This is a genomic window from Mycobacterium shunyiense, from assembly GCF_058270035.1.
The window spans coordinates 270,410-288,392 of record NZ_JBZDPT010000043.1 but is presented as its reverse complement, the minus strand read 5'-3'; the positions used below and the strand labels follow the sequence as shown (position 1 = coordinate 288,392).

At 68.1% G+C, this 17,983-nt stretch carries 17 protein-coding genes; 9 read left to right on the top strand and 8 right to left on the bottom strand.

The features are described 5' to 3' along the window. Positions 1 to 2: 2 nt before the first annotated feature. Together AC4ELS_RS24625 and AC4ELS_RS24620 are read right to left on the bottom strand one after the other, a co-directional pair. Entirely contained in the window at positions 3 to 671 is a 669-nt protein-coding gene (locus tag AC4ELS_RS24625; protein ID WP_055113307.1) for a potassium channel family protein, read from the bottom strand. Next, the gene (locus tag AC4ELS_RS24620) at positions 671 to 1,345 is read right to left on the bottom strand and encodes a potassium channel family protein (protein WP_088303980.1); all 675 of its coding nucleotides are present in this window, start codon (positions 1,343 to 1,345) and stop codon (positions 671 to 673) included. The genes AC4ELS_RS24625 and AC4ELS_RS24620 overlap by 1 nt, the downstream gene beginning before the upstream one ends. A 107-nt stretch (positions 1,346 to 1,452) precedes the next feature. Between AC4ELS_RS24620 and AC4ELS_RS24615 the strand changes: the two genes are divergently transcribed. Then, on the top strand, positions 1,453 to 3,447 hold the full coding sequence (locus AC4ELS_RS24615) for an APC family permease (protein ID WP_064960235.1): 1,995 nt from the start codon (positions 1,453 to 1,455) through the stop codon (positions 3,445 to 3,447). Next, a complete protein-coding gene (locus AC4ELS_RS24610; protein WP_448448522.1) occupies positions 3,444 to 4,670 on the top strand; it encodes a class I SAM-dependent RNA methyltransferase in 1,227 nt (408 codons plus the stop codon). The genes AC4ELS_RS24615 and AC4ELS_RS24610 overlap by 4 nt, the downstream gene beginning before the upstream one ends. 11 nt (positions 4,671 to 4,681) lie before the next feature. Here AC4ELS_RS24610 and AC4ELS_RS24605 read toward each other — a convergent pair whose 3' ends face one another. Beyond that, a complete protein-coding gene (locus AC4ELS_RS24605; RefSeq protein WP_064879187.1) occupies positions 4,682 to 5,770 on the bottom strand; it encodes a GGDEF domain-containing protein in 1,089 nt (362 codons plus the stop codon). A 188-nt stretch (positions 5,771 to 5,958) separates the two neighbouring features. Here AC4ELS_RS24605 and nhaA point away from each other — a divergent pair, with 188 nt between their 5' ends. Beyond that, positions 5,959 to 7,251, top strand: a complete 1,293-nt coding sequence (nhaA, locus tag AC4ELS_RS24600) for a Na+/H+ antiporter NhaA (protein ID WP_448448521.1) — start codon at positions 5,959 to 5,961, stop codon at positions 7,249 to 7,251. Between the two features lie 28 nt (positions 7,252 to 7,279). Continuing rightward, positions 7,280 to 9,193 carry a 1-deoxy-D-xylulose-5-phosphate synthase gene (dxs, locus tag AC4ELS_RS24595; RefSeq protein ID WP_064960274.1) on the top strand — a complete coding sequence of 638 codons (1,914 nt, stop codon included), beginning with the start codon at positions 7,280 to 7,282 and terminating at the stop codon, positions 9,191 to 9,193. Here the strand turns inward: dxs and AC4ELS_RS24590 are convergent. Further along, on the bottom strand, positions 9,190 to 9,693 hold the full coding sequence (locus AC4ELS_RS24590; protein WP_064960239.1) for a phosphate-starvation-inducible PsiE family protein: 504 nt from the start codon (positions 9,691 to 9,693) through the stop codon (positions 9,190 to 9,192). The two genes, dxs and AC4ELS_RS24590, sit on opposite strands and share 4 nt — an antisense overlap. A 100-nt stretch (positions 9,694 to 9,793) precedes the next feature. Here AC4ELS_RS24590 and AC4ELS_RS24585 point away from each other — a divergent pair, with 100 nt between their 5' ends. After that, a complete protein-coding gene (locus AC4ELS_RS24585) occupies positions 9,794 to 10,693 on the top strand; it encodes an alpha/beta fold hydrolase (protein ID WP_448448520.1) in 900 nt (299 codons plus the stop codon). Positions 10,694 to 10,705: 12 nt separating this feature from the next. Here the strand turns inward: AC4ELS_RS24585 and AC4ELS_RS24580 are convergent, their stop codons facing one another. Next, positions 10,706 to 11,971: an HRDC domain-containing protein gene (locus AC4ELS_RS24580; RefSeq protein ID WP_448448519.1), complete on the bottom strand. Its 1,266-nt coding sequence runs from the start codon at positions 11,969 to 11,971 to the stop codon at positions 10,706 to 10,708. A gap of 1 nt (position 11,972) precedes the next feature. After that, a complete protein-coding gene (locus AC4ELS_RS24575) occupies positions 11,973 to 12,581 on the bottom strand; it encodes a DUF3000 domain-containing protein (RefSeq protein ID WP_448448518.1) in 609 nt (202 codons plus the stop codon). 84 nt (positions 12,582 to 12,665) lie between these two features. Here AC4ELS_RS24575 and hemE point away from each other — a divergent pair, with 84 nt between their 5' ends. The 4 genes from hemE (at position 12,666) to AC4ELS_RS24555 (ending at position 16,735) form a co-directional block, all read left to right on the top strand. Continuing rightward, on the top strand, positions 12,666 to 13,727 hold the full coding sequence (hemE, locus tag AC4ELS_RS24570) for a uroporphyrinogen decarboxylase (protein ID WP_463806018.1): 1,062 nt from the start codon (positions 12,666 to 12,668) through the stop codon (positions 13,725 to 13,727). Further along, on the top strand, positions 13,724 to 15,079 hold the full coding sequence (locus AC4ELS_RS24565) for a protoporphyrinogen oxidase (RefSeq protein ID WP_064879199.1): 1,356 nt from the start codon (positions 13,724 to 13,726) through the stop codon (positions 15,077 to 15,079). The genes hemE and AC4ELS_RS24565 overlap by 4 nt, the downstream gene beginning before the upstream one ends. Before the next feature lie 4 nt (positions 15,080 to 15,083). Next, the gene (hemQ, locus tag AC4ELS_RS24560; RefSeq protein WP_055113328.1) at positions 15,084 to 15,779 is read left to right on the top strand and encodes a hydrogen peroxide-dependent heme synthase; all 696 of its coding nucleotides are present in this window, start codon (positions 15,084 to 15,086) and stop codon (positions 15,777 to 15,779) included. Positions 15,780 to 15,991: 212 nt separating this feature from the next. After that, a complete protein-coding gene (locus AC4ELS_RS24555; protein WP_448449165.1) occupies positions 15,992 to 16,735 on the top strand; it encodes a class I SAM-dependent methyltransferase in 744 nt (247 codons plus the stop codon). Between the two features lie 10 nt (positions 16,736 to 16,745). On the opposite strand, the gene msrB is transcribed toward AC4ELS_RS24555, so the two are convergent. Further along, positions 16,746 to 17,162, bottom strand: a complete 417-nt coding sequence (gene msrB, locus AC4ELS_RS24550) for a peptide-methionine (R)-S-oxide reductase MsrB (protein WP_448449166.1) — start codon at positions 17,160 to 17,162, stop codon at positions 16,746 to 16,748. Between the two features lie 71 nt (positions 17,163 to 17,233). Then, complete coding sequence (locus tag AC4ELS_RS24545; protein WP_448449167.1) at positions 17,234 to 17,977, bottom strand: helix-turn-helix transcriptional regulator; 744 nt, start codon at positions 17,975 to 17,977, stop codon at positions 17,234 to 17,236. Between the last annotated feature and the right edge of the window lie 6 nt (positions 17,978 to 17,983).

The following is a 17,983-nucleotide window of genomic DNA, read 5'->3' as shown; positions in this document are numbered from 1 at the left end:
ACCTAGCGCGGCGCCGGACGCAGCAGCAGCTCGCGCAGCTCGTCCTCGGACTCGGTGACCGCGACGAACAGCAGCTCATCCCCACCCTCGAGGGGGTCGTCGGATTCGGGCACGATCACCCTGGCGCCGCGCAGGATCGTCACCAGGGCGGTGTCGCGGGGCAGCTCGAGCCGTTTGACGGGCTTGCCGCCCCACGGGGTGTCGTCGGGCAGGGTGATCTCGACCAGGTTGGCCTGCCCCTTGCGGAACTCCATCAGGCGCACGAGGTCGCCGACGGCGACAGCCTCCTCGACGAGCGAGGCGAGCATGCGCGGTGTCGACACCGCCACGTCCACACCCCAGTTCTCGTCGAACAGCCACTCGTTCCGGGGGTCGTTGACGCGGGCCACCACCCGCGGCACTGCGAACTCGGTCTTGGCCAGCAGGCTGACCACGACATTGACCTTGTCGTCACCGGTCGCCGCGATCACCACGTCGAATTCCTCGAGCTTGACCGACTCCATCACGGTGAGCTCACAGGCATCGCCGAGCCGCCAGTGTGCGGCCGGGATGGCATCGACGTCGATGTGGGTGGGATTGCGCTCCAGCAGCGTCACATCGTGGTTGTTCTCGAGCAACTCGCGGGCGATGGAGCGACCCACGGCCCCGGCCCCGGCGATGGCAACCTTCATCAGTGCGACTCCAAGTCCTCGCTCGGCGGCAGCGCCGCGATGGCCAGCGCCTCGGCGATGTGCCCGGATACCGCGGCCGCGTACACCTGGTCGCCGGCCTGGATCACGGTCTTGGGTTCGGGAAGGTAGCCGTTGCCGAACCGGATCATGAAGGCCACGCGGCCACCCGTGGCCGCCTCCAGATCGGTGACCAGGTGCCCGGCCCAATCCTGGTGCAGCGGAAGTTCGGCCACGCCCACGTTGCCCGAGGGATCGCGCCACTTGGTGGTCTCGGTCTCCCTGGTGAGCACGTTGAGCAGACGATCGGTGGTCCACGGCACGGTCGCCACCGTCGGGATCCCCAGCCGTTCGTAGACGGCAGCACGCTTGGCGTCGTAGATACGGGCCACCACGCGCTCGACGCCGAACGTCTCACGGGCCACCCGCGCCGAGATGATGTTGGAGTTGTCGCCCGAGGACACCGCGGCGAACGCCCCGGCCTCCTCGATGCCGGCGCGCAGCAGCACGTCACGGTCGAAGCCCATCCCGAGCACACGCTCACCGGCGAACTCCGGCGAGAGCCGGTGGAACGCGGTGGTGTCGCGGTCGATGACCGCGACCTCGTGGCCGATGCGGGCCAGGCTGTCTGCGAGGGACGCGCCCACCCGGCCGCACCCCATGACGACTACACGCACCCGACGGTCCTTTCCGGTGACAGAGGAGCGCTGTTGCGCTTAACCGTTGCACTCGAACGCTACAGCTTTGTGACGACTTTTCGTGTTCGGGCTTAGTCTTGGCTCTCGTGTCCAAGCTTTCGACGGCAACGCGCCGGTTGGTACTGGGGCGGCCGTTCCGCAGCGACAAGCTCTCTCACACGCTTCTGCCCAAACGGATCGCCCTGCCGGTGTTCGCCTCCGATGCGTTGTCGTCGGTGGCCTATGCGCCAGAGGAAATCTTCCTGGTGCTCTCGGTGGCGGGGCTGACGGCCTACTCGCTGACGCCCTGGATCGGTCTGGCGGTCGCGGCCGTGATGCTGATCGTGATCGCCAGTTACCGGCAGAACGTGCACGCCTATCCGTCCGGTGGCGGTGACTACGAAGTCGTCACCACGAACCTCGGGCCGACCGCCGGCCTCACGGTGGCCAGCGCGCTGATGGTGGATTATGTGCTGACCGTTGCGGTGTCGATGTCCTCGGCGATGTCGAACATCGGTTCGGCGGTGCCGTTCGTCGCTCAACACAAGGTGATGTTCGCGGTGGCGGCGATCCTGCTGCTGGCGTCGATGAACCTGCGCGGGCTGCGGGAATCGGGTACCGCCTTCGCGATTCCCACCTACGCGTTCATGATCGGCATGTACATCATGCTGGGCTGGGGTCTGTTCCAGATCTACGTTCTGGACCATCCGCTGCGCGCGGAGTCCGCCGGTTTCGAGATCCGCCCCGAACATGGCGAAGTCCTCGGTTTCGCGCTGGTGTTCCTGGTGGCCCGGGCGTTCTCGTCCGGTTCGGCGGCCCTGACCGGTGTCGAGGCGATCAGCAACGGCGTGCCGGCGTTCCGGAAACCCAAGTCGCGTAATGCGGCAACCACCCTGCTGCTGCTCGGGGTCATCTCGGTGACGCTGTTCATGGGAATCATTCTGCTGTCGAAGGCGACCGGCGTGCAGATCGCCGAGCGTCCGCACGAACAGCTGATCGGTGCGCCGCCGGACTATCACCAGAAGACCCTGATCGCGCAACTCGCCGATGCGGTGTTCCACGACTTCCCGGTGGGCCTGTACCTGATCGCAGGAGTCACCGCGCTGATCCTCGTCTTGGCGGCCAACACGGCATTCAACGGCTTTCCGGTGCTCGGGTCGATCCTGGCCCAGGACCGCTTCTTGCCGCGGCAGCTGCACACGCGCGGTGACCGGCTGGCGTTCTCGAACGGCATCCTGTTCCTCGCCCTTGCCGCGATCGCCTTCGTGGTGGCTTTCCGGGCCGAGGTGACCGCGCTGATCCAGCTCTACATCGTCGGTGTGTTCGTGTCGTTCACCCTCAGCCAGATCGGCATGGTCCGGCACTGGACCCGGTTGTTGCGCACCGAGACCGACCCGGCGGTGCGGCGGCACATGATGCGGTCGCGCATCATCAACGCGGTCGGGCTCACCGCCACCGGTGCGGTGCTGGTGGTCGTCGTGGTCACCAAGTTCGTCGCCGGTGCCTGGATCGCGATCCTGGCGATGAGCGCCCTGTTCGTGATCATGAAACTCATCCACAAGCATTACGACACCGTCGCCCGCGAACTCGAAAGGGAAGACGAGGCCGAGGGTGACATCGTCCTGCCGAGCCGCAACCACGCGGTGGTCCTGGTGTCAAAGCTGCACCTGCCGACCAAGCGGGCGCTGGCGTATGCGCGGGCCACGCGGCCGGACGTGCTGGAGGCGATCACGGTCAGCGTCGACGACGCCGAGACCCGTGCCCTGGTGCACCAGTGGGAAGACAGTGACATCAGCGTGCCGTTGAAGGTGATCGCCTCGCCCTACCGCGAAATCACCCGGCCGGTGCTGGATTACGTCAAACGGGTTACCAAGGAATCGCCGCGCACGGTGGTGACGGTGTTCATCCCCGAATATGTGGTGGGGCACTGGTGGGAGCAGGTGCTGCACAACCAGAGCGCGTTGCGGCTCAAGGGCCGGCTGCTGTTCATGCCGAACGTGATGGTGACTTCGGTTCCGTGGCAACTGAATTCGTCGGAGCGGCTCAAGGCGCTGCAGCCTCGCGCCACTCCGGGCGACGCGCGCAGGGGTTTTCTGGAATGACGGAACTGACTCTGACCACGGGCCCGGCGGCCAACGGTGGCAGCTGTGTGGCCCGCCACGACGGCCGCGTGGTGTTCGTCCGCTATGCCCTGCCCGGCGAGACCGTACGGGTCAAGGTGCTCGACGAGCGCGGATCGTATTGGCACGCAGAGGTTGTCGAGGTGATAGATCCGTCACCGGACCGGGTCGCGTCGCTGTGCCGGATCGCCGGCGTCGACGGTGCCGGGTGCTGCGATCTGGCATTCGCCGAGCCCGGTGCGGCGCGTCGGCTCAAGGGCGCGGTGGTGGCCAACCAGCTGGCCCGGCTGGGCGGATACACCTGGGGCGACGAGCAGAGCGACGAGCCGCCCGCGGCCGAGCCGGTGGGTGCCGGTGACGTACTCGGCTGGCGCACCCGGGTACGGCTGGACACGACAGGCGACGGCCGGGCCGGGTTCCACCGCTACCACAGCGCGGAGCTGGTGACCGACCTCGACTGCGCACAGCTGCCGGCGGAGCTGACCGACGGACTGGCAGAGATGCGTTGGACGCCCGGCGCGCACGTGCACGCGGTGCTGGATTCCGACGGACGCAGGCACATCGTTCAGTCGGGCCCCAAGACCGGCCGCCGAGACGGTCGTGCGGCCGGTGCGAAGAGTCAGACGCGCGTGATCGAAGGCGAGTACGAGGCGCTGCAGCGCATCGGTGACCGGCAGTGGATGCTGCCGGTGACGGCGTTCTGGCAGGCCCACCGTGACGCGGCCGCGCTCTACAGCGGACTGGTAGCCGATCGGTCCGGGCTGCAGCCGGGCATGACGGCGTGGGATCTGTACGGCGGTGCCGGGGTCTTCGCCGCCGCGCTGGCCGAGCAGGTCGGGCCTGACGGACGGGTACTGACGGTCGACACCTCCCGGGGGGCGTCGCGTGCCGCGCGCAGCGCGTTGGCCGACCTGCCCTGGGTCTCGGTGGTCACCGATTCGGTGCGGCGTGCGCTGTCCGCGCAGTCGGGACATCCCGATGTCGTGGTGCTCGATCCGCCGCGCACCGGTGCCGGGCGTGAGGTGATCGACGCGCTGGCCGCCACCGAGGCGCCGAGGGTCATCCACATCGGTTGTGAGGCTGCGTCATTCGCCCGCGACGTGGGGCTGTATCTGCGGCACGGGTACGCCGTGGAGGAATTGCGGGTGTTCGATTCCTTCCCGCTCACCCATCACGTGGAGTGCGTCGCCGTGCTGACCCGCTGAACGGGCCCGACTCATTCCTGGGCGTCGGGGCCCATCGTGGGGGTGGGGAAGTGGGCGTAGGTGGCGCGATTACCGCCCTCGGCCTTCGACTGATTCATCGCCGTGTGGGCCAGGGTCACCAGGGCGTCGACGATCTGCGGAGTGGGCAGTTCGGTCAGCGGACGCAGCTGGCTGCACGCGCTGCCGATGCTGGCGGTCAACCGCATGGGCGTGGTGGTCAGCGCCATGCGGATCCGGTTCACCAGGGGTGACGGATCGTTGGTCTTGAACACGTCGGCGATCAGGAACTCGCTGTCGGACACGTGGGCCAGCGGGACCTTGTGGCGTACGGTCTCGCGGATCGCCTGGGCGACCGCGACGCGGGCGTGCAACGTGCTGTGGCTGCCGTCCATGTCGCTGAGCAGCGCCATGTCATCGATGCCGACGGCCACGACCACCAGGTACTGGTCGTCGTGGCGGCTGTGGGAGCCGAGCATCGTGGCGGTGTGCATGTCGAAGGCCTCGCGGTTGAGCAGACCGGTCAGCGGGTCGATCTCGCTCGGATGCTGGACGCGGTCGGGTTCGATCAGCTCGACCGCCATCCGGCACAGCGCCGAAGTGCTAAGGATCACCAGGAGCGCGACCAGCGTGCCGACGGCCCCGAGCCAGACGTCGGTGAGGCCCACCCGGACCCCGAGGAAGGCCACCACGGCGCCGGAGGCCACCCAGGTCAGGTGCAATACCCGGCGGCTGTGCAGGAATGCGGTGTAGGCGGTGATCAGGCTCAACGAACTGGAACCCATGAGGCCGACTACCGGATCCACCAGCAGGATGCAGGTCGCCGCGATGCAGGCCGTCCCGAGGGTCACGACGGCCCACGACTGGGTGCGGCTGGGCCACTGCCGCCGCCACCACCACTGCGCCAGGGTCAGGCCGCCGATGCCGACCGCCACCGCGACGTACTGGAGGCCGCCGCGTGGCCCCATCGGACTGACCAGCAACAGCAATGGCACCAGACTCAGTCCGACGATGGTGACCCCGACGAGGCGCTGCATACCGGCGCGCTTGCCCTGCGCTGCCAGCAAGGCAGTACGCGCGTAATAGTGATCGAATGGACTCAACCAGCACCCCGGAGTAATCGACTTCGCCTACACCCTACGTAATCATGATGGTCGGCGTTTCGCCGCCGGTTTGAGGCGCTGCCACGGACTTCGTCGATATTTGCTCACGTACCGCACCTGTTAGCGTGAACCGCAGGTGTGCCGGGAAGTCTGGTCGGCGTTCGATGCATGCTGACTTCAGGAGCCCGATGACCAATCGCCGTTCACCCACCAGCCGACGCCTGCTCGCGCGCGGGTCGTGGCCGGAGTGGCAGCGGGTCTCTGATCTGCTGCGCACCGAGACCGTCGGCGGGGCGTTGCTGCTGGCCGCCGCCGGCGCGGCGCTGGTCTGGGCGAACTCCCCGTGGTCGAGCGGCTATCACCGGCTCTCGGAATTTGTCATCGGCCCGCAGTCGCTGCACCTGAACCTGAGCCTGTCGGCCTGGGCCGCCGACGGGCTGCTGGCCGTCTTCTTCTTCGTCGTGGGCGTGGAGCTCAAGCGTGAATTCGTCGCGGGCGACCTGCGTGACCCGGCCCGTGCCGCGCTGCCGATCGCGGCGGCCGTCGGCGGCATGGTGGTGCCCGCGGCGATCTTCGTCGGGATCAACATGTTCTCGGGCCATCCGGAGAACCTCGGCGGGTGGGCGGTCCCCATCGCCACCGACATCGCTTTCGCGTTGGCGGTGCTGGCCGTGGTGTCCACCCACCTGCCCGCGGCGCTGCGGATCTTCCTGCTGACTCTGGCAGTGGTCGACGACCTGCTGGCCATCACGGTGATCGCCGTTTTCTTCACCGACGACGTGGCGCTCGGGCCGTTGGCCGCCGCGCTGATTCCCATCGCGCTGTATGCGTTTGCTGTGCAGCGGGGTGTGCGCCAGTGGTGGATCCTGATGCCGCCGGCGATCGTGGCCTGGGCGCTCGTCCATGCCAGTGGTGTGCACGCCACCGTGGCCGGGGTGGTGCTCGGGTTCACCGTTCCGGTCCTGGGCCGCCACGCGTCGGCCAAGCACTTCGAACACCTCGTACGCCCGCTGTCGGCAGGGTTTGCCGTGCCGGTGTTCGCGTTCTTCGCGGCGGGCGTGACGGTCGGTGGTTGGTCGGGTTTCGCCGGCGCCCTGTCACACCCGGTGACCATCGGGGTGATCGCCGGCCTGGTGCTCGGTAAACCCATCGGCGTGCTGGCTACCACGTATCTGCTGGCCCGCTTCACCCACGCGAGCCTGGACGAGGATCTCGCCTGGCGGGACGTGCTCGGTGTGGCGATGTTGGCCGGGATCGGATTCACGGTCTCGCTGCTCATCGGTGAACTGGCCTTCGGGCACTCCACCGTGGCCGACGACGACGTGAAGATCGCTGTGGTCACCGGATCGGTGGTGGCAGGCCTGCTCGCGTCGGTCGTCCTGGTGTCGCGCAATGCCGCATATCGCCGTATTCACCAGCTGGAGACGGTCGACGCCGACAACGACGGTGTGCCCGATATCTATCAGCCTCGACAGGACTGACTTCGGGATGCGTGCGTACACTGGCTGGATGCTTGAACAGGTCCGCGGTCCCGCTGATCTGCAGCACCTGTCACAGTCCGAGTTGACTGATTTGGCACAGGAAATCCGTCAGTTCCTGATCCACAAGGTCGCTGCAACCGGCGGACATCTCGGCCCCAACCTGGGGGTCGTCGAACTCACCTTGGCGCTGCATCGCGTGTTCGATTCGCCACACGATCCGATCGTCTTCGACACCGGTCATCAGGCCTACGTGCACAAGATGCTGACCGGCCGCGCACAGGATTTCGACAGCCTGCGGTGCAAGGACGGTCTGTCCGGGTACCCGTCGCGCAGCGAGAGCGAGCACGACTGGGTGGAGTCCAGCCACGCCAGCACGGCGCTGTCGTACGCCGACGGTCTGGCCAAGGCCTTCGAGCTGACCGGGCACCGAAATCGCCACGTGGTGGCGGTGGTCGGTGACGGCGCTCTGACCGGTGGCATGTGCTGGGAGGCGCTGAACAACATCGCCACGGGTGGCCGGCCGGTGGTCATCGTCGTCAACGACAACGGCCGCAGCTACGCGCCCACCATCGGCGGCTTCGCCGACCATCTCGCGGGCCTGCGGTTGCAGCCGGGCTACGAGCGGATCCTGGAGGAGGGCCGCAAGGCGGTCCGTGGGCTGCCCGTCGTCGGCGAGTTCTGCTACCAGTGCATGCACAGCATCAAGGCCGGCATCAAAGATGCGATCGCCCCGCAGGTGATGTTCACCGATCTGGGCATCAAGTACGTCGGCCCGATCGACGGTCACGACGAGCATGCCGTGGAGAACGCGCTGCGCCATGCCCGCGGCTTCAAGGCCCCGGTGATCGTGCACGTGGTGACCCGCAAGGGGATGGGCTACGCGCATGCCGAGAACGACGAGGCCGATCAGATGCACGCCTGTGGCGTCATCGATCCCGAGACGGGGCTGCCGACGAAGGCTTCCGCTCCCGGTTGGACGTCGGTGTTCTCCGACGAGCTGGTCAAGGTCGGCGCCAAACGGCGCGATGTCGTGGCGATCACCGCGGCCATGCCGGGGCCCACGGGTTTGAGTGCGTTCCGGGACCGGTTCCCGGACAGGTTCTTTGACGTGGGTATCGCCGAGCAGCACGCCATGACCTCGGCGGCCGGCCTGGCCATGGGTGGCCTGCATCCGGTCGTGGCCCTCTACTCCACGTTCCTCAACCGCGCGTTCGACCAGCTGATGATGGATGTGGCACTGCACAAGCTGCCGGTCACCATGGTGCTGGACCGGGCCGGTGTCACCGGGCCCGACGGGGCCAGCCACAACGGGGTATGGGACCTGTCGGTGCTGGGCATCATCCCGGGCATCCGGGTCGCGGCCCCTCGTGACGGTGCCTCCCTGCGGGAGGAATTCGGGGAGGCGCTCGCGGTCAACGACGGCCCGACGGCGCTGCGGTTCCCCAAGGGTGATGTGGGCGAAGACATTCCGGCGCTTGAGCGGCGCGGCGGCATCGACGTTCTTGCTGTTCCGGCCGAAGGGCTGACCGACGACGTGCTGCTGGTCGCGGTGGGATCGTTCGCGTCGATGGCGTTGGCCGTCGCCGAGCGGCTGCGCAACCAGGGCATCGGTGTCACCGTGGTCGATCCGCGCTGGGTGCTACCGGTTCCGGACGTCGTCGGTGAGTTGGCCCGTCGGCACAAGCTGGTGGTCACGGTCGAGGACAACGGCGTGCACGGCGGCATCGGTTCCTCGGTGTCGGCGGCACTGCGCCACGCCGAGATCGACGTGCCATGCCGGGATCTCGGTGTCCCGCAGGTGTTCCAGGAGCATGCCTCGCGTGGGGAGGTGCTCGCTGCCGTCGGTCTGACCGATCAGCACATCGCCCGCCAGATCACGGGGTGGATCGCCGCGATCGGCGCGCGGGTGGGCGAGCAGGAAGTCAGCCACCAGGTCGACTAGGAATCGTCCGGTTTGTCGCGCATGTGGTCAGCGCCGCGGCGCTGCAGTCGCAGCACGAAGATGGCGATCGCCAGGACGAGCACCAGGCCGCCGAGCACGCCGACCTGAACGATCGCTCGGGCGAACTCCGGCCCTTTGTCGAGCAGCTTGGCCGCGTCCACCGACACCACGACGATTTCCTTGATGCAGGCCAGGATGCCGACGATCAGGAACGGCTCGGCAACCAGCTCACGCGATCGCAGTGAGGTCCGCACCGCGTAGAGCAGTTCCACGAAGATGAAGACCAGTAACAGTCCGTCGAGCAATTCCAGCATGACGGGGGTGGTCGGACTGCCGCCCAGTCGCAGCAAGGTGTTGACCTGCGCGACGATCAGCACGACGGACCCGACGAGCAGTAGTGCCGCGATCGACCAGTAGACCCCGTCCTCGGCGATCCTCAGGGCACGGTCGGCGAAACGCTCTCGTTCCTGTTCGTCTTCGGCTTCCTGCTGCTGCGCCACCGCACTGACGATATGCCAGTCCCCGCGCCACCACGGGCGAATCAGGTCGCGATCGCCGGTCGCGGAGCAGGCGTCACCCCTCCTCAACTACGTTGCAGAGATGGACGGCGAACTGCAGAACTGGAAGGACGCCGGGCAGTCCTTCGACTACCTGGGCTTCGACATCTTCTACCGGGTCGAGGGTAGGGGGCCGAATCTTCTTCTCATCCACGGCTATCCGTTCAACTCCTGGGACTGGTCACTGATCTGGCCCACGTTGACCGAGCGGTTCACCGTCATCGCGCCGGACATGATCGGGATGGGGTTCTCCGACAAGCCCGTGGCTTACGGCTACACGGTGCCCGACCACGCCGACATGCACGAGGCGCTGCTGGATCACCTCGGCGTCGGCAGTGCCCACATCCTGGCCCACGACCTGGGCGATTCGGTGGGCCAGGAACTGCTGGCCCGCCACCGGTTCGGTGACCGGTCCTACGGCGCACTGAACATCGAATCGATCACCTGGCTCAACGGCGGACTGTTCAACGAGGCCTACACGCCGCGGCTGCTGCAGAAGGCGATGTCACGAACCCCGTTGGGCGACATCATGAGTCCGCTGCAGGGCAGCCGGTTCTCACGTCGGCTGGTGGAGCCCACCATCCGGGAAATGTTCGGGGTGAATACCAAACCGTCGCAGGAGCTGATGGAGAAGTTCCACCAGATCCTTGAGTTCAACGACGGGAAGCGGGTCGTCCACAAGGTCGGTCGGTTCGTCAACGACCGCTATACCCACCGCAACCGGTGGGTGCGGGCCATGCGGGAGACCGAGGTGTCGATGCGGCTGATCGACGGGCCGTCGGACCCGAACTCCGGGCGGCACATGGCGAAGCGCTACCTCGAGGTCATCCCTGACCCCGACGTGGTGATGCTTGCCGATGACATCGCGCACTGGCCGCAGATCGAGGATCCGCAGGCCGTGCTGACCCATTTCCTGGCACACATCGACCGGGTGGGCGGATGAAGTGTCGGTGGTTCAGTCGGTACTGAGCGCGGCGGCCAGCACCGGCACCGTCAGTTCCCGCTGCCACGGCCGGACGTTGGCCTCGACGAGGAATTCCTCCACTGCCGTGGCCACATCGGCGACAGGACGCCAGTCCCAGCACAGCCGGCGCACCACTTCTGGGGTGATGAGGTTCTCGGCGGGTACCGAGACCCGTTGCGACAGTTCGGCCAGACCGGCCTTGGCGGCTTCGAGGCGGGCCGCGGCTTCCGGTTTGCGTCTGGCCCACCGCGCCGCGGGCGGCGGGCCGCTCTGAGCCTCGTTGGCCTCGGGCGGATCGGTGTTGTCCCTGGCCCGGGCCAGCGCGTCCAGCCAGACCTTCGCGCTCTTGCGCTGTTTGGTGCCGCCGAAGACCGGCAGGGCGATCAGTTCCTCGACCGTCTTGGGGTCGGTCGTGGCGGCATTGATGATCGCCGCGTCGGGCAGGATCCGTCCGGGTGCGATGTCGCGTCCGCGGGCGATGGTGTCGCGGGTGGTCCACAACTCGCGTACCGCCGCCAGTGCCTGCGGGTTGCGCACCTTGTGGATACCAGAGGTGCGCCGCCACCGGTCACGCCGGGTAGGTTGGGCGACGTAGGTGCGCAGATACTCGAATTCCTGTGTCGCCCAGTCGGTCTTGCCCTGTTCTTCGAGGACCGCGGCGATTGCGTTGCGCAGCTCCAGCAGCACCTCGACGTCCAGGGCGGCGTAGTTGAGCCAATCCGCGGGCAGCGGGCGTTTGGACCAGTCGGCCGCGCCGTGGCCCTTCATCAACTGCAGGCCGAGCAGCCGCTGGACCATCGCCGCGAGGTTCACCCGCTCGAAGCCGGCCAGTCGGCCGGCCAGTTCGGTGTCATAGAGCTTGCCCGGGCGCAGGCCGATCTCGGACAGGCACGGCAGGTCCTGGTCGGCGGCGTGCAGGACCCATTCGTCCTGGGACAGGGCATCGGCCACCGGCGCCATCGCGTCGATGGGGGAGCCGCCGTGGTTGACCGGGTCGATCAGCGCGGTACCCGAACCCACGCGGCGGATCTGCACCAGATATGCGCGGTTGGAGTAGCGGAAGCCCGAGGCGCGTTCCGCGTCGATCGCGAACGGGCCGCTGCCCTTGGCCAGAGATGTTGCCGCAGAGGAGATTTCACTCGCGGTGACGCAGACATCGGGCACCCCTTCGGCAGGGGAGAGCAGCGGGGTCGATTCGGCCTCGTCGGGCTCGGCGGCGCCTGGGTCTGTTGAGACTTGAGGGTTTTCGTCGGTCATGTCAAGCGCGCGTGCGGGAATTCAGGTCGGTGACACCGGCCGGCGGCAACCCGGCGGCGTGCTCGAGAACTTCGCAGAATGCCTCGACATGCGGCCCCAACTCCAGATCGGTGGCGGTCCAGGAGGCCCGCAGCTCGAGCTGATGTGCCCGTGGCGGGCCGGAGATGTCGCCGTAGCGGACCGAGGTGGTGGCGGTGACGGTGCCGCCCAGCGCGGTGACGTGCTCGGCGCGGGTCTCCAGGGCGTCCACCAACCAGCTCCAGGCCACCTCGGGCAGGAGCGGGTCGACGGCCTCGCTGGAGTCCAGGTCGGCCTGGATGTAGGCGACCAGCCGCATGGTGCCGTCCCAGGCCTCGGCGCCTTCGGGGTCGTGCAGCAGGATCAACCGCCCGAACGCGTCGCCCTCGGAGCGCTCCGGGACGACCGTCGTCTCGGGATGTCGGACCTCGGCGCCCAGCGCATAGCTGTACGGCGCCAGCCGCTGGGGCGGTCGTATCGGACCCAGCTCGATTTCCGGCCGTACGGTGGTGGCGCTCATCGCCGCCACCGCCGTCCGGAACTGGGCCGGTTCGGCAGAGGTCACGGCTTTTGACGCTAGCTGATAAGGCAACGACGGTACGCAGGCGCGCCGGAGTGAGGCAGTCACGAACCGGCAACGGCCCGCGTCAGACGGGTCGTGGCACCATAGGAGCCGATGAGTACCCGCCGGGAGCTGCCCGAATCCCCCTACCTTGCCGCCGTCAGTGGCCGCACTCCGCACCGTGTGCCGGTGTGGTTCATGCGCCAGGCCGGCCGGTCATTGCCGGAATATCGTGCGTTGCGCGCCCAGCACCGCATGCTGGACGCCTGCTTCGACCCGGAACTGGTCTGCGAGATCACCCTGCAACCGGTGCGCAGGCACGGCGTGGACGCCGCGATCCTGTTCTCCGACATCGTGGTGCCGCTGAAAGCCGCCGGGATCGGCCTGGACATCGTGCCCGACGTGGGCCCGGTGATCGAACAGCCGATCCGGACTTCGGCCGATGTCGAGGCCATGAAACCGCTTGATGCGGCGCAGGTCTCGTCGGTCACCGAAGCGGTCTCGATGCTCGTGCGCGAGCTGGGCGAGGTGCCGCTGATCGGGTTCGCGGGCGCCCCGTTCACGCTGGCCTCCTATCTGGTCGAGGGCGGTCCGAGCCGTCACCACGAGCGCACCAAGGCGATGATGCTGGGCGAGTCGGCCACCTGGCATGCCCTGATGGCCACGCTGACCGATCTGACCATCGCGTTCCTGCAGGCCCAGGTCGACGCCGGGGTCGATGCGCTGCAGGTGTTCGACTCCTGGGCCGGGACGTTGTCGCTGGCCGACTACCGCGCCTACGTGCTGCCGCACACCACGCGGGTGTTCGCCGCCATGGCCGGGGCCGGCGTACCGATGACACATTTCGGGGTCGGCACGGCAGAACTGCTGGGAGCCATGTCCGAGGCGTTGGGTCCCGCGCCGGCCACCATGGTCGGGGTGGACTGGCGCACCTCTCTGGTGGACGCCGCGGCCCGGGTCGAGCCGGGCCGCGCCCTGCAGGGCAACCTGGATCCGGTGGTGTTGCTGGCCGGTTGGCCGGTAGCCGAGGAGGCGGTGCGCCGTGTGGTCGCCGACGGGCGGGCCGCAGTGGCCGCCGGGGCAGCCGGGCACGTCTTCAACCTGGGCCACGGTGTGCTGCCGGCGACCGATCCCGGCATCATCACCGAGGCGGTGACCCTGGTGCACTCCCTGTGAGTGCGTCCTACTGCGTTGTCGGCGGCGGTATTTCAGGGCTCGTCGCCGCCTACCGGTTGAGGCTGGCAGCCGGACCCCGGGCACAGATCACGCTGCTCGATCCGGCGGACCGGCTGGGTGGCGTGCTGCGCACCGAACGGGTCGGCGGGCAGCCGTTCGACGTCGGCGCCGAGGCGTTCATCGTGCGCAGGCCCGAGATGCTCGACCTGCTCGACGAGCTGGGTCTGGCCGGCCGCCGGCTCAGCCCGACCGGCACCCGCCCGCTGATCTACAGCGGCGCGCGGATGCATCAGCTGCCGCAAGGCACCGTGCAGGGCATTCCGGCGCAGGCGTCGTCGTTGCTCGGTCTCGTCGACGACCAGACCGTGGCCCGCATCCTCGACGAGCGCGCGCGGCCACTGAAGTGGACGCCGGGCGCCGATCCGTCGGTCGCCGAGCTGGTCGGTGACCGGTTCGGCCCACAGGTGGTGACGCGGTCCGTCGACCCCCTGCTCACCGGCGTGTACGCCGGATCGTCGACAACGATCGGGGTGCGTTCGGCGGTGCCGTCGGTGGCCGCCGCGCTGGACCGCGGGGCCCGCAGCCTCACCGAGGCGGTGCGCGAGGCGCTGCCGCCGCCGTCGAACGCACCGGTGTTCGGCGCGGTCGACGGCGGCTACACCGTGTTGCTCGAGGAGCTGCGACGCCGGGCCGATGTGCGGTGGGCCCAGGTCACCGCGGTGCGGGTGGATCGGCACGGACGGGGCTGGTCGGTGCTCGACGACGAGGGGGCCAGCTGGTACGCCGACGGGGTGGTGCTGGCGGTGCCTGCGCCGCACCTGCCGTTGCTGATCGAGCACATCGCACCGCAGACGGCCGCCGCGGCCCGGCGCATCCGGGTGGCGTCGGCGGCGGTGGTGGCCCTGGCGCTGCCGGGTGGGACACCGTTGCCGCAGCAATCGGGCGTGCTCGTGACCGCGGGGGAGCGCCTCAACGCCAAGGCGATCACCATGTCCTCCCGCAAGTGGGGCCGGCGCGGGAATGTCGAAATGGTGCGGTTGTCCTTCGGCCGGTACGGCGACGATATGGCCGCCAACACCGGCGATGACGACCTGCTGGCCTGGTCGGCACGCGATCTGAACACGCTGTTCGGCGTCACCGTGGATCCGGTGGACAGCCACGTGCACCGCTGGATCGACGCGATGCCACAGTACGGTCCGGGCCACGGCGAACTGGTCGCCGAACTGCGCGCCGGGCTGCCACCGACCCTGGCGGTGGCCGGTGCTTACCTCGACGGGATCGGGGTGCCCGCATGTGTGGGCACCGCCACCCGGGCGGCCGCGGAACTGGTGCGCGGCGGCGTGGCACGATAGGCGCATGGCCAAGCTCGACTACGACGAACTGAACTCCACCCTCCGCTACCTGATGTTCTCGGTGTTCGCGGTGAGCCCCGGGGAACTGGGTGAAGAACGCACCCAGGTGACCGACGAGGCGGCGGCGTTCTTCAAGACCCAGGAAGAGCGCGGAGTCGTCGTGCGCGGCCTGTATGACGTGGCCGGCCTCCGGGCCGACGCCGACTTCATGGTCTGGACCCACGCCGAGACCATCGAGGCGCTGCAGGCGACCTATTCGGACTTCCGCCGCACCACCGCACTGGGCCGCATCAGCGACCCGGTGTGGAGCAGCGTGGCGCTGCACCGGCCGGCCGAGTTCAACAAGAGCCACGTCCCGGCGTTCATCGCCGGCGAGGATCCGGGCGACTACATCTGCGTGTACCCCTTCGTGCGGTCCTACGAGTGGTATCTGCTTCCCGAAGAGGAGCGGCGCCGCATGCTGTCCGAGCACGGCATGGCCGCCCGCGGCTACAAGGATGTGCGGGCCAACACGGTGCCGGCGTTCGCCCTGGGCGACTACGAGTGGATCCTCGCCTTCGAGGCTCCACAACTCGATCGCATCGTCGACCTGATGCGCGATCTGCGGGCCACCGACGCCCGTCGCCACACCCGCGAGGAGACGCCGTTCTTCACCGGCCCGCGGGTCAGCGTCGAGGATCTCGTCGCCAAGCTGCCCTAGCATTCTCTTCGTTTTGTCACGCTGGAGTGGCTGTCGAGCCCGACAGCACTCCAGCGTGACAACGGGGGTTGGGTTCGGTGCCCGTTGTCACGCCAGAGTGACCCTGGCCGTCGAGCGCCACTCCAGCGTGACAGTGTGCGCGTGACAGTGGGTATGACTGGTGGCAGGTGGATTGACCTGGGCCTTCAGCCAGCGGGTCTACCCTCGCGGACATGACTGCTCCGCAAGAATCCGATCGCTTCGAAGAGATGTACCGCGACGAGCGGACGGCGCACGGACTGCCCGCCGCGACCCCGTGGGACATCGGCGGGCCGCAACCGGTCGTGCAGCAGCTCGTCGCGCTGGGCGCCGTCAAGGGTGAGGTGCTCGATCCCGGCACCGGGCCCGGTCACCATGCCATCCACTACGCGTCAAAAGGCTTGTCGGCCACGGGTATCGACGCCTCACCGGCCGCGATCGAACGGGCGAGACAGAACGCGCAGAAGGCCGGCGTGACGGTGGACTTCCGGGTGGCCGATGCGACCAAGCTCGAGGGGCTGGAAGGGAAGTTCGACACCGTCGTCGACACCGCCTTCTATCACGTCTTCACCGATGAGCCCGAGCTGCAGAACTCGTACGTGCGGGCCTTGCACCGGGCCACGAAACCCGGTGCGCGGCTGTACATGTACGAGTTCGGCGACCACACCGTCAACGGCTTCAAGATGCCGCGTTCGATGACGGCCGACGATTTCCGCGGGGTGCTTCCCGACGCCGGCTGGGAGATCACCTATCTCGGCACGACCACCTACCAGGGCAACGTCAGCGTCGAGGTCTTCGAGACGATGGCGGCCCGCAACCCTGACATGGCCGATCAGATGACCCCGCTGCTGGAACGGTTGCGGGTCATCGAGCCGTGGTTGGTCGACGGCCGGGTGCACATGCCGTTCTGGGAGGTACACGCCACCCGGGTCGATTGAAGGCCCGGCCTTACTCCGTCTTGGGCACCAGCTTCAGTGAGATGGAGTTGATGCAGTACCGCTGATCAGTGGGGGTGGGGTAGCCCTCGCCCTCGAAAACGTGGCCCAGGTGGCTGTGGCAGTTGGCGCACAGGACCTCGACCCGGCGCATGCCCAGTGAGGTGTCCTCCCGCAGGATCACCGCGGCCGAATCGGCCGGGTCGAAGAATGACGGCCAGCCGCAGTGGGATTCGAACTTCTCGGTGCTGCGGAACAACTCGGCGCCGCAGGCCCGGCACTCGTATACCCCTTCGGTCTTGGTGTCGGTGTACTCACCGACGAACGGGCGCTCGGTGCCCGCCCGGCGCAGCACGGCGAACTCCTCGGAGCTGAGCTTGGCGCGCCACTCGTCGTCGGTCAGTTGCACCTTGGGGCCCTCGGTCGTCATATTCCCAAGTTACGTTCTGTCCGGTGGTCGGCGCCACCGATCTCGCCCACGGCGATCGGGCAGATCGTCTGCTATGCCCACACCAGTTCTCGGCTGGCCTGGCTCGGCGCCATCCCGAACATCTCGTGACAGACCCGGTTGGCGTGTGCGCTGTCGGTGAACCCGGCGGCATGGGCGGCGTCGGTGAGCGATGCCCCGTCGCGCAAGGCTTCCACGGCGCAGCGTAGGCGCGCCCAGCGCACATACGTCGGAAACGACTGTCCCACCTGCTCGTTGAACAGTCGACCGAGCCGGCTCGGTGACAGTGCGACCCGTTGTGCGACGTCGGTGAGCCGGACCGGGTCCGGAAGCAGGCGCGGGATCAACTCGACCGCGGCGAGCACGCTCGCGTGCCAGCTGTCTGCCGTCGGCCGGGCGTACCCGGTGGGCGGAGCGGCCATCAGCTCGTCGAGCAGCTGCTCCGGTGGCAACGGACTTGTCCAGCAGGGAAGTTCGCGACCGGTTGACACCCATTCGGCCACATCGTCACTGTCGGGGGAGGTACGACTGAAGGCGCTCGGATCGAGGAAGACGAGCACCCCCGATGTGGGCGTGAGGATCCGGATCGAATGCTCCCGCCCCGGCGGGATGACCGCAGCGGAGGTCACCTCCCGGCGTCCGTGGCCGTCGGCCAGCTCGAACGGGTCTGTCCAGGACCGCACCACCTGGGCGGCCGCGTGGCGATGTCGGCGCGCATCGGACAACTTGCCGGTGTAGCACAGGGCGCCCGCAACGACCGCCAGTGCACCTGACCAGGCGGCGCGGTCTTCGCTCATCACCTC

What these genes read in the sequence shown, in the direction of transcription:
- AC4ELS_RS24625 (WP_055113307.1), bottom strand. Translation starts at nt 671, where the DNA reads ATGAAGGTTGCCATCGCCGGGGCCGGGGCCGTGGGTCGCTCCATCGCC.
- AC4ELS_RS24610 (WP_448448522.1), top strand. Translation starts at nt 3,444, where the DNA reads ATGACGGAACTGACTCTGACCACGGGCCCGGCGGCCAACGGTGGCAGC.
- nhaA (WP_448448521.1), top strand. Translation starts at nt 5,959, where the DNA reads ATGACCAATCGCCGTTCACCCACCAGCCGACGCCTGCTCGCGCGCGGG.
- dxs (WP_064960274.1), top strand. Translation starts at nt 7,280, where the DNA reads ATGCTTGAACAGGTCCGCGGTCCCGCTGATCTGCAGCACCTGTCACAG.
- AC4ELS_RS24585 (WP_448448520.1), top strand. Translation starts at nt 9,794, where the DNA reads ATGGACGGCGAACTGCAGAACTGGAAGGACGCCGGGCAGTCCTTCGAC.
- AC4ELS_RS24580 (WP_448448519.1), bottom strand. Translation starts at nt 11,971, where the DNA reads ATGACCGACGAAAACCCTCAAGTCTCAACAGACCCAGGCGCCGCCGAG.
- hemE (WP_463806018.1), top strand. Translation starts at nt 12,666, where the DNA reads ATGAGTACCCGCCGGGAGCTGCCCGAATCCCCCTACCTTGCCGCCGTC.
- hemQ (WP_055113328.1), top strand. Translation starts at nt 15,084, where the DNA reads ATGGCCAAGCTCGACTACGACGAACTGAACTCCACCCTCCGCTACCTG.
- AC4ELS_RS24555 (WP_448449165.1), top strand. Translation starts at nt 15,992, where the DNA reads ATGACTGCTCCGCAAGAATCCGATCGCTTCGAAGAGATGTACCGCGAC.
- msrB (WP_448449166.1), bottom strand. Translation starts at nt 17,162, where the DNA reads ATGACGACCGAGGGCCCCAAGGTGCAACTGACCGACGACGAGTGGCGC.
- AC4ELS_RS24545 (WP_448449167.1), bottom strand. Translation starts at nt 17,977, where the DNA reads ATGAGCGAAGACCGCGCCGCCTGGTCAGGTGCACTGGCGGTCGTTGCG.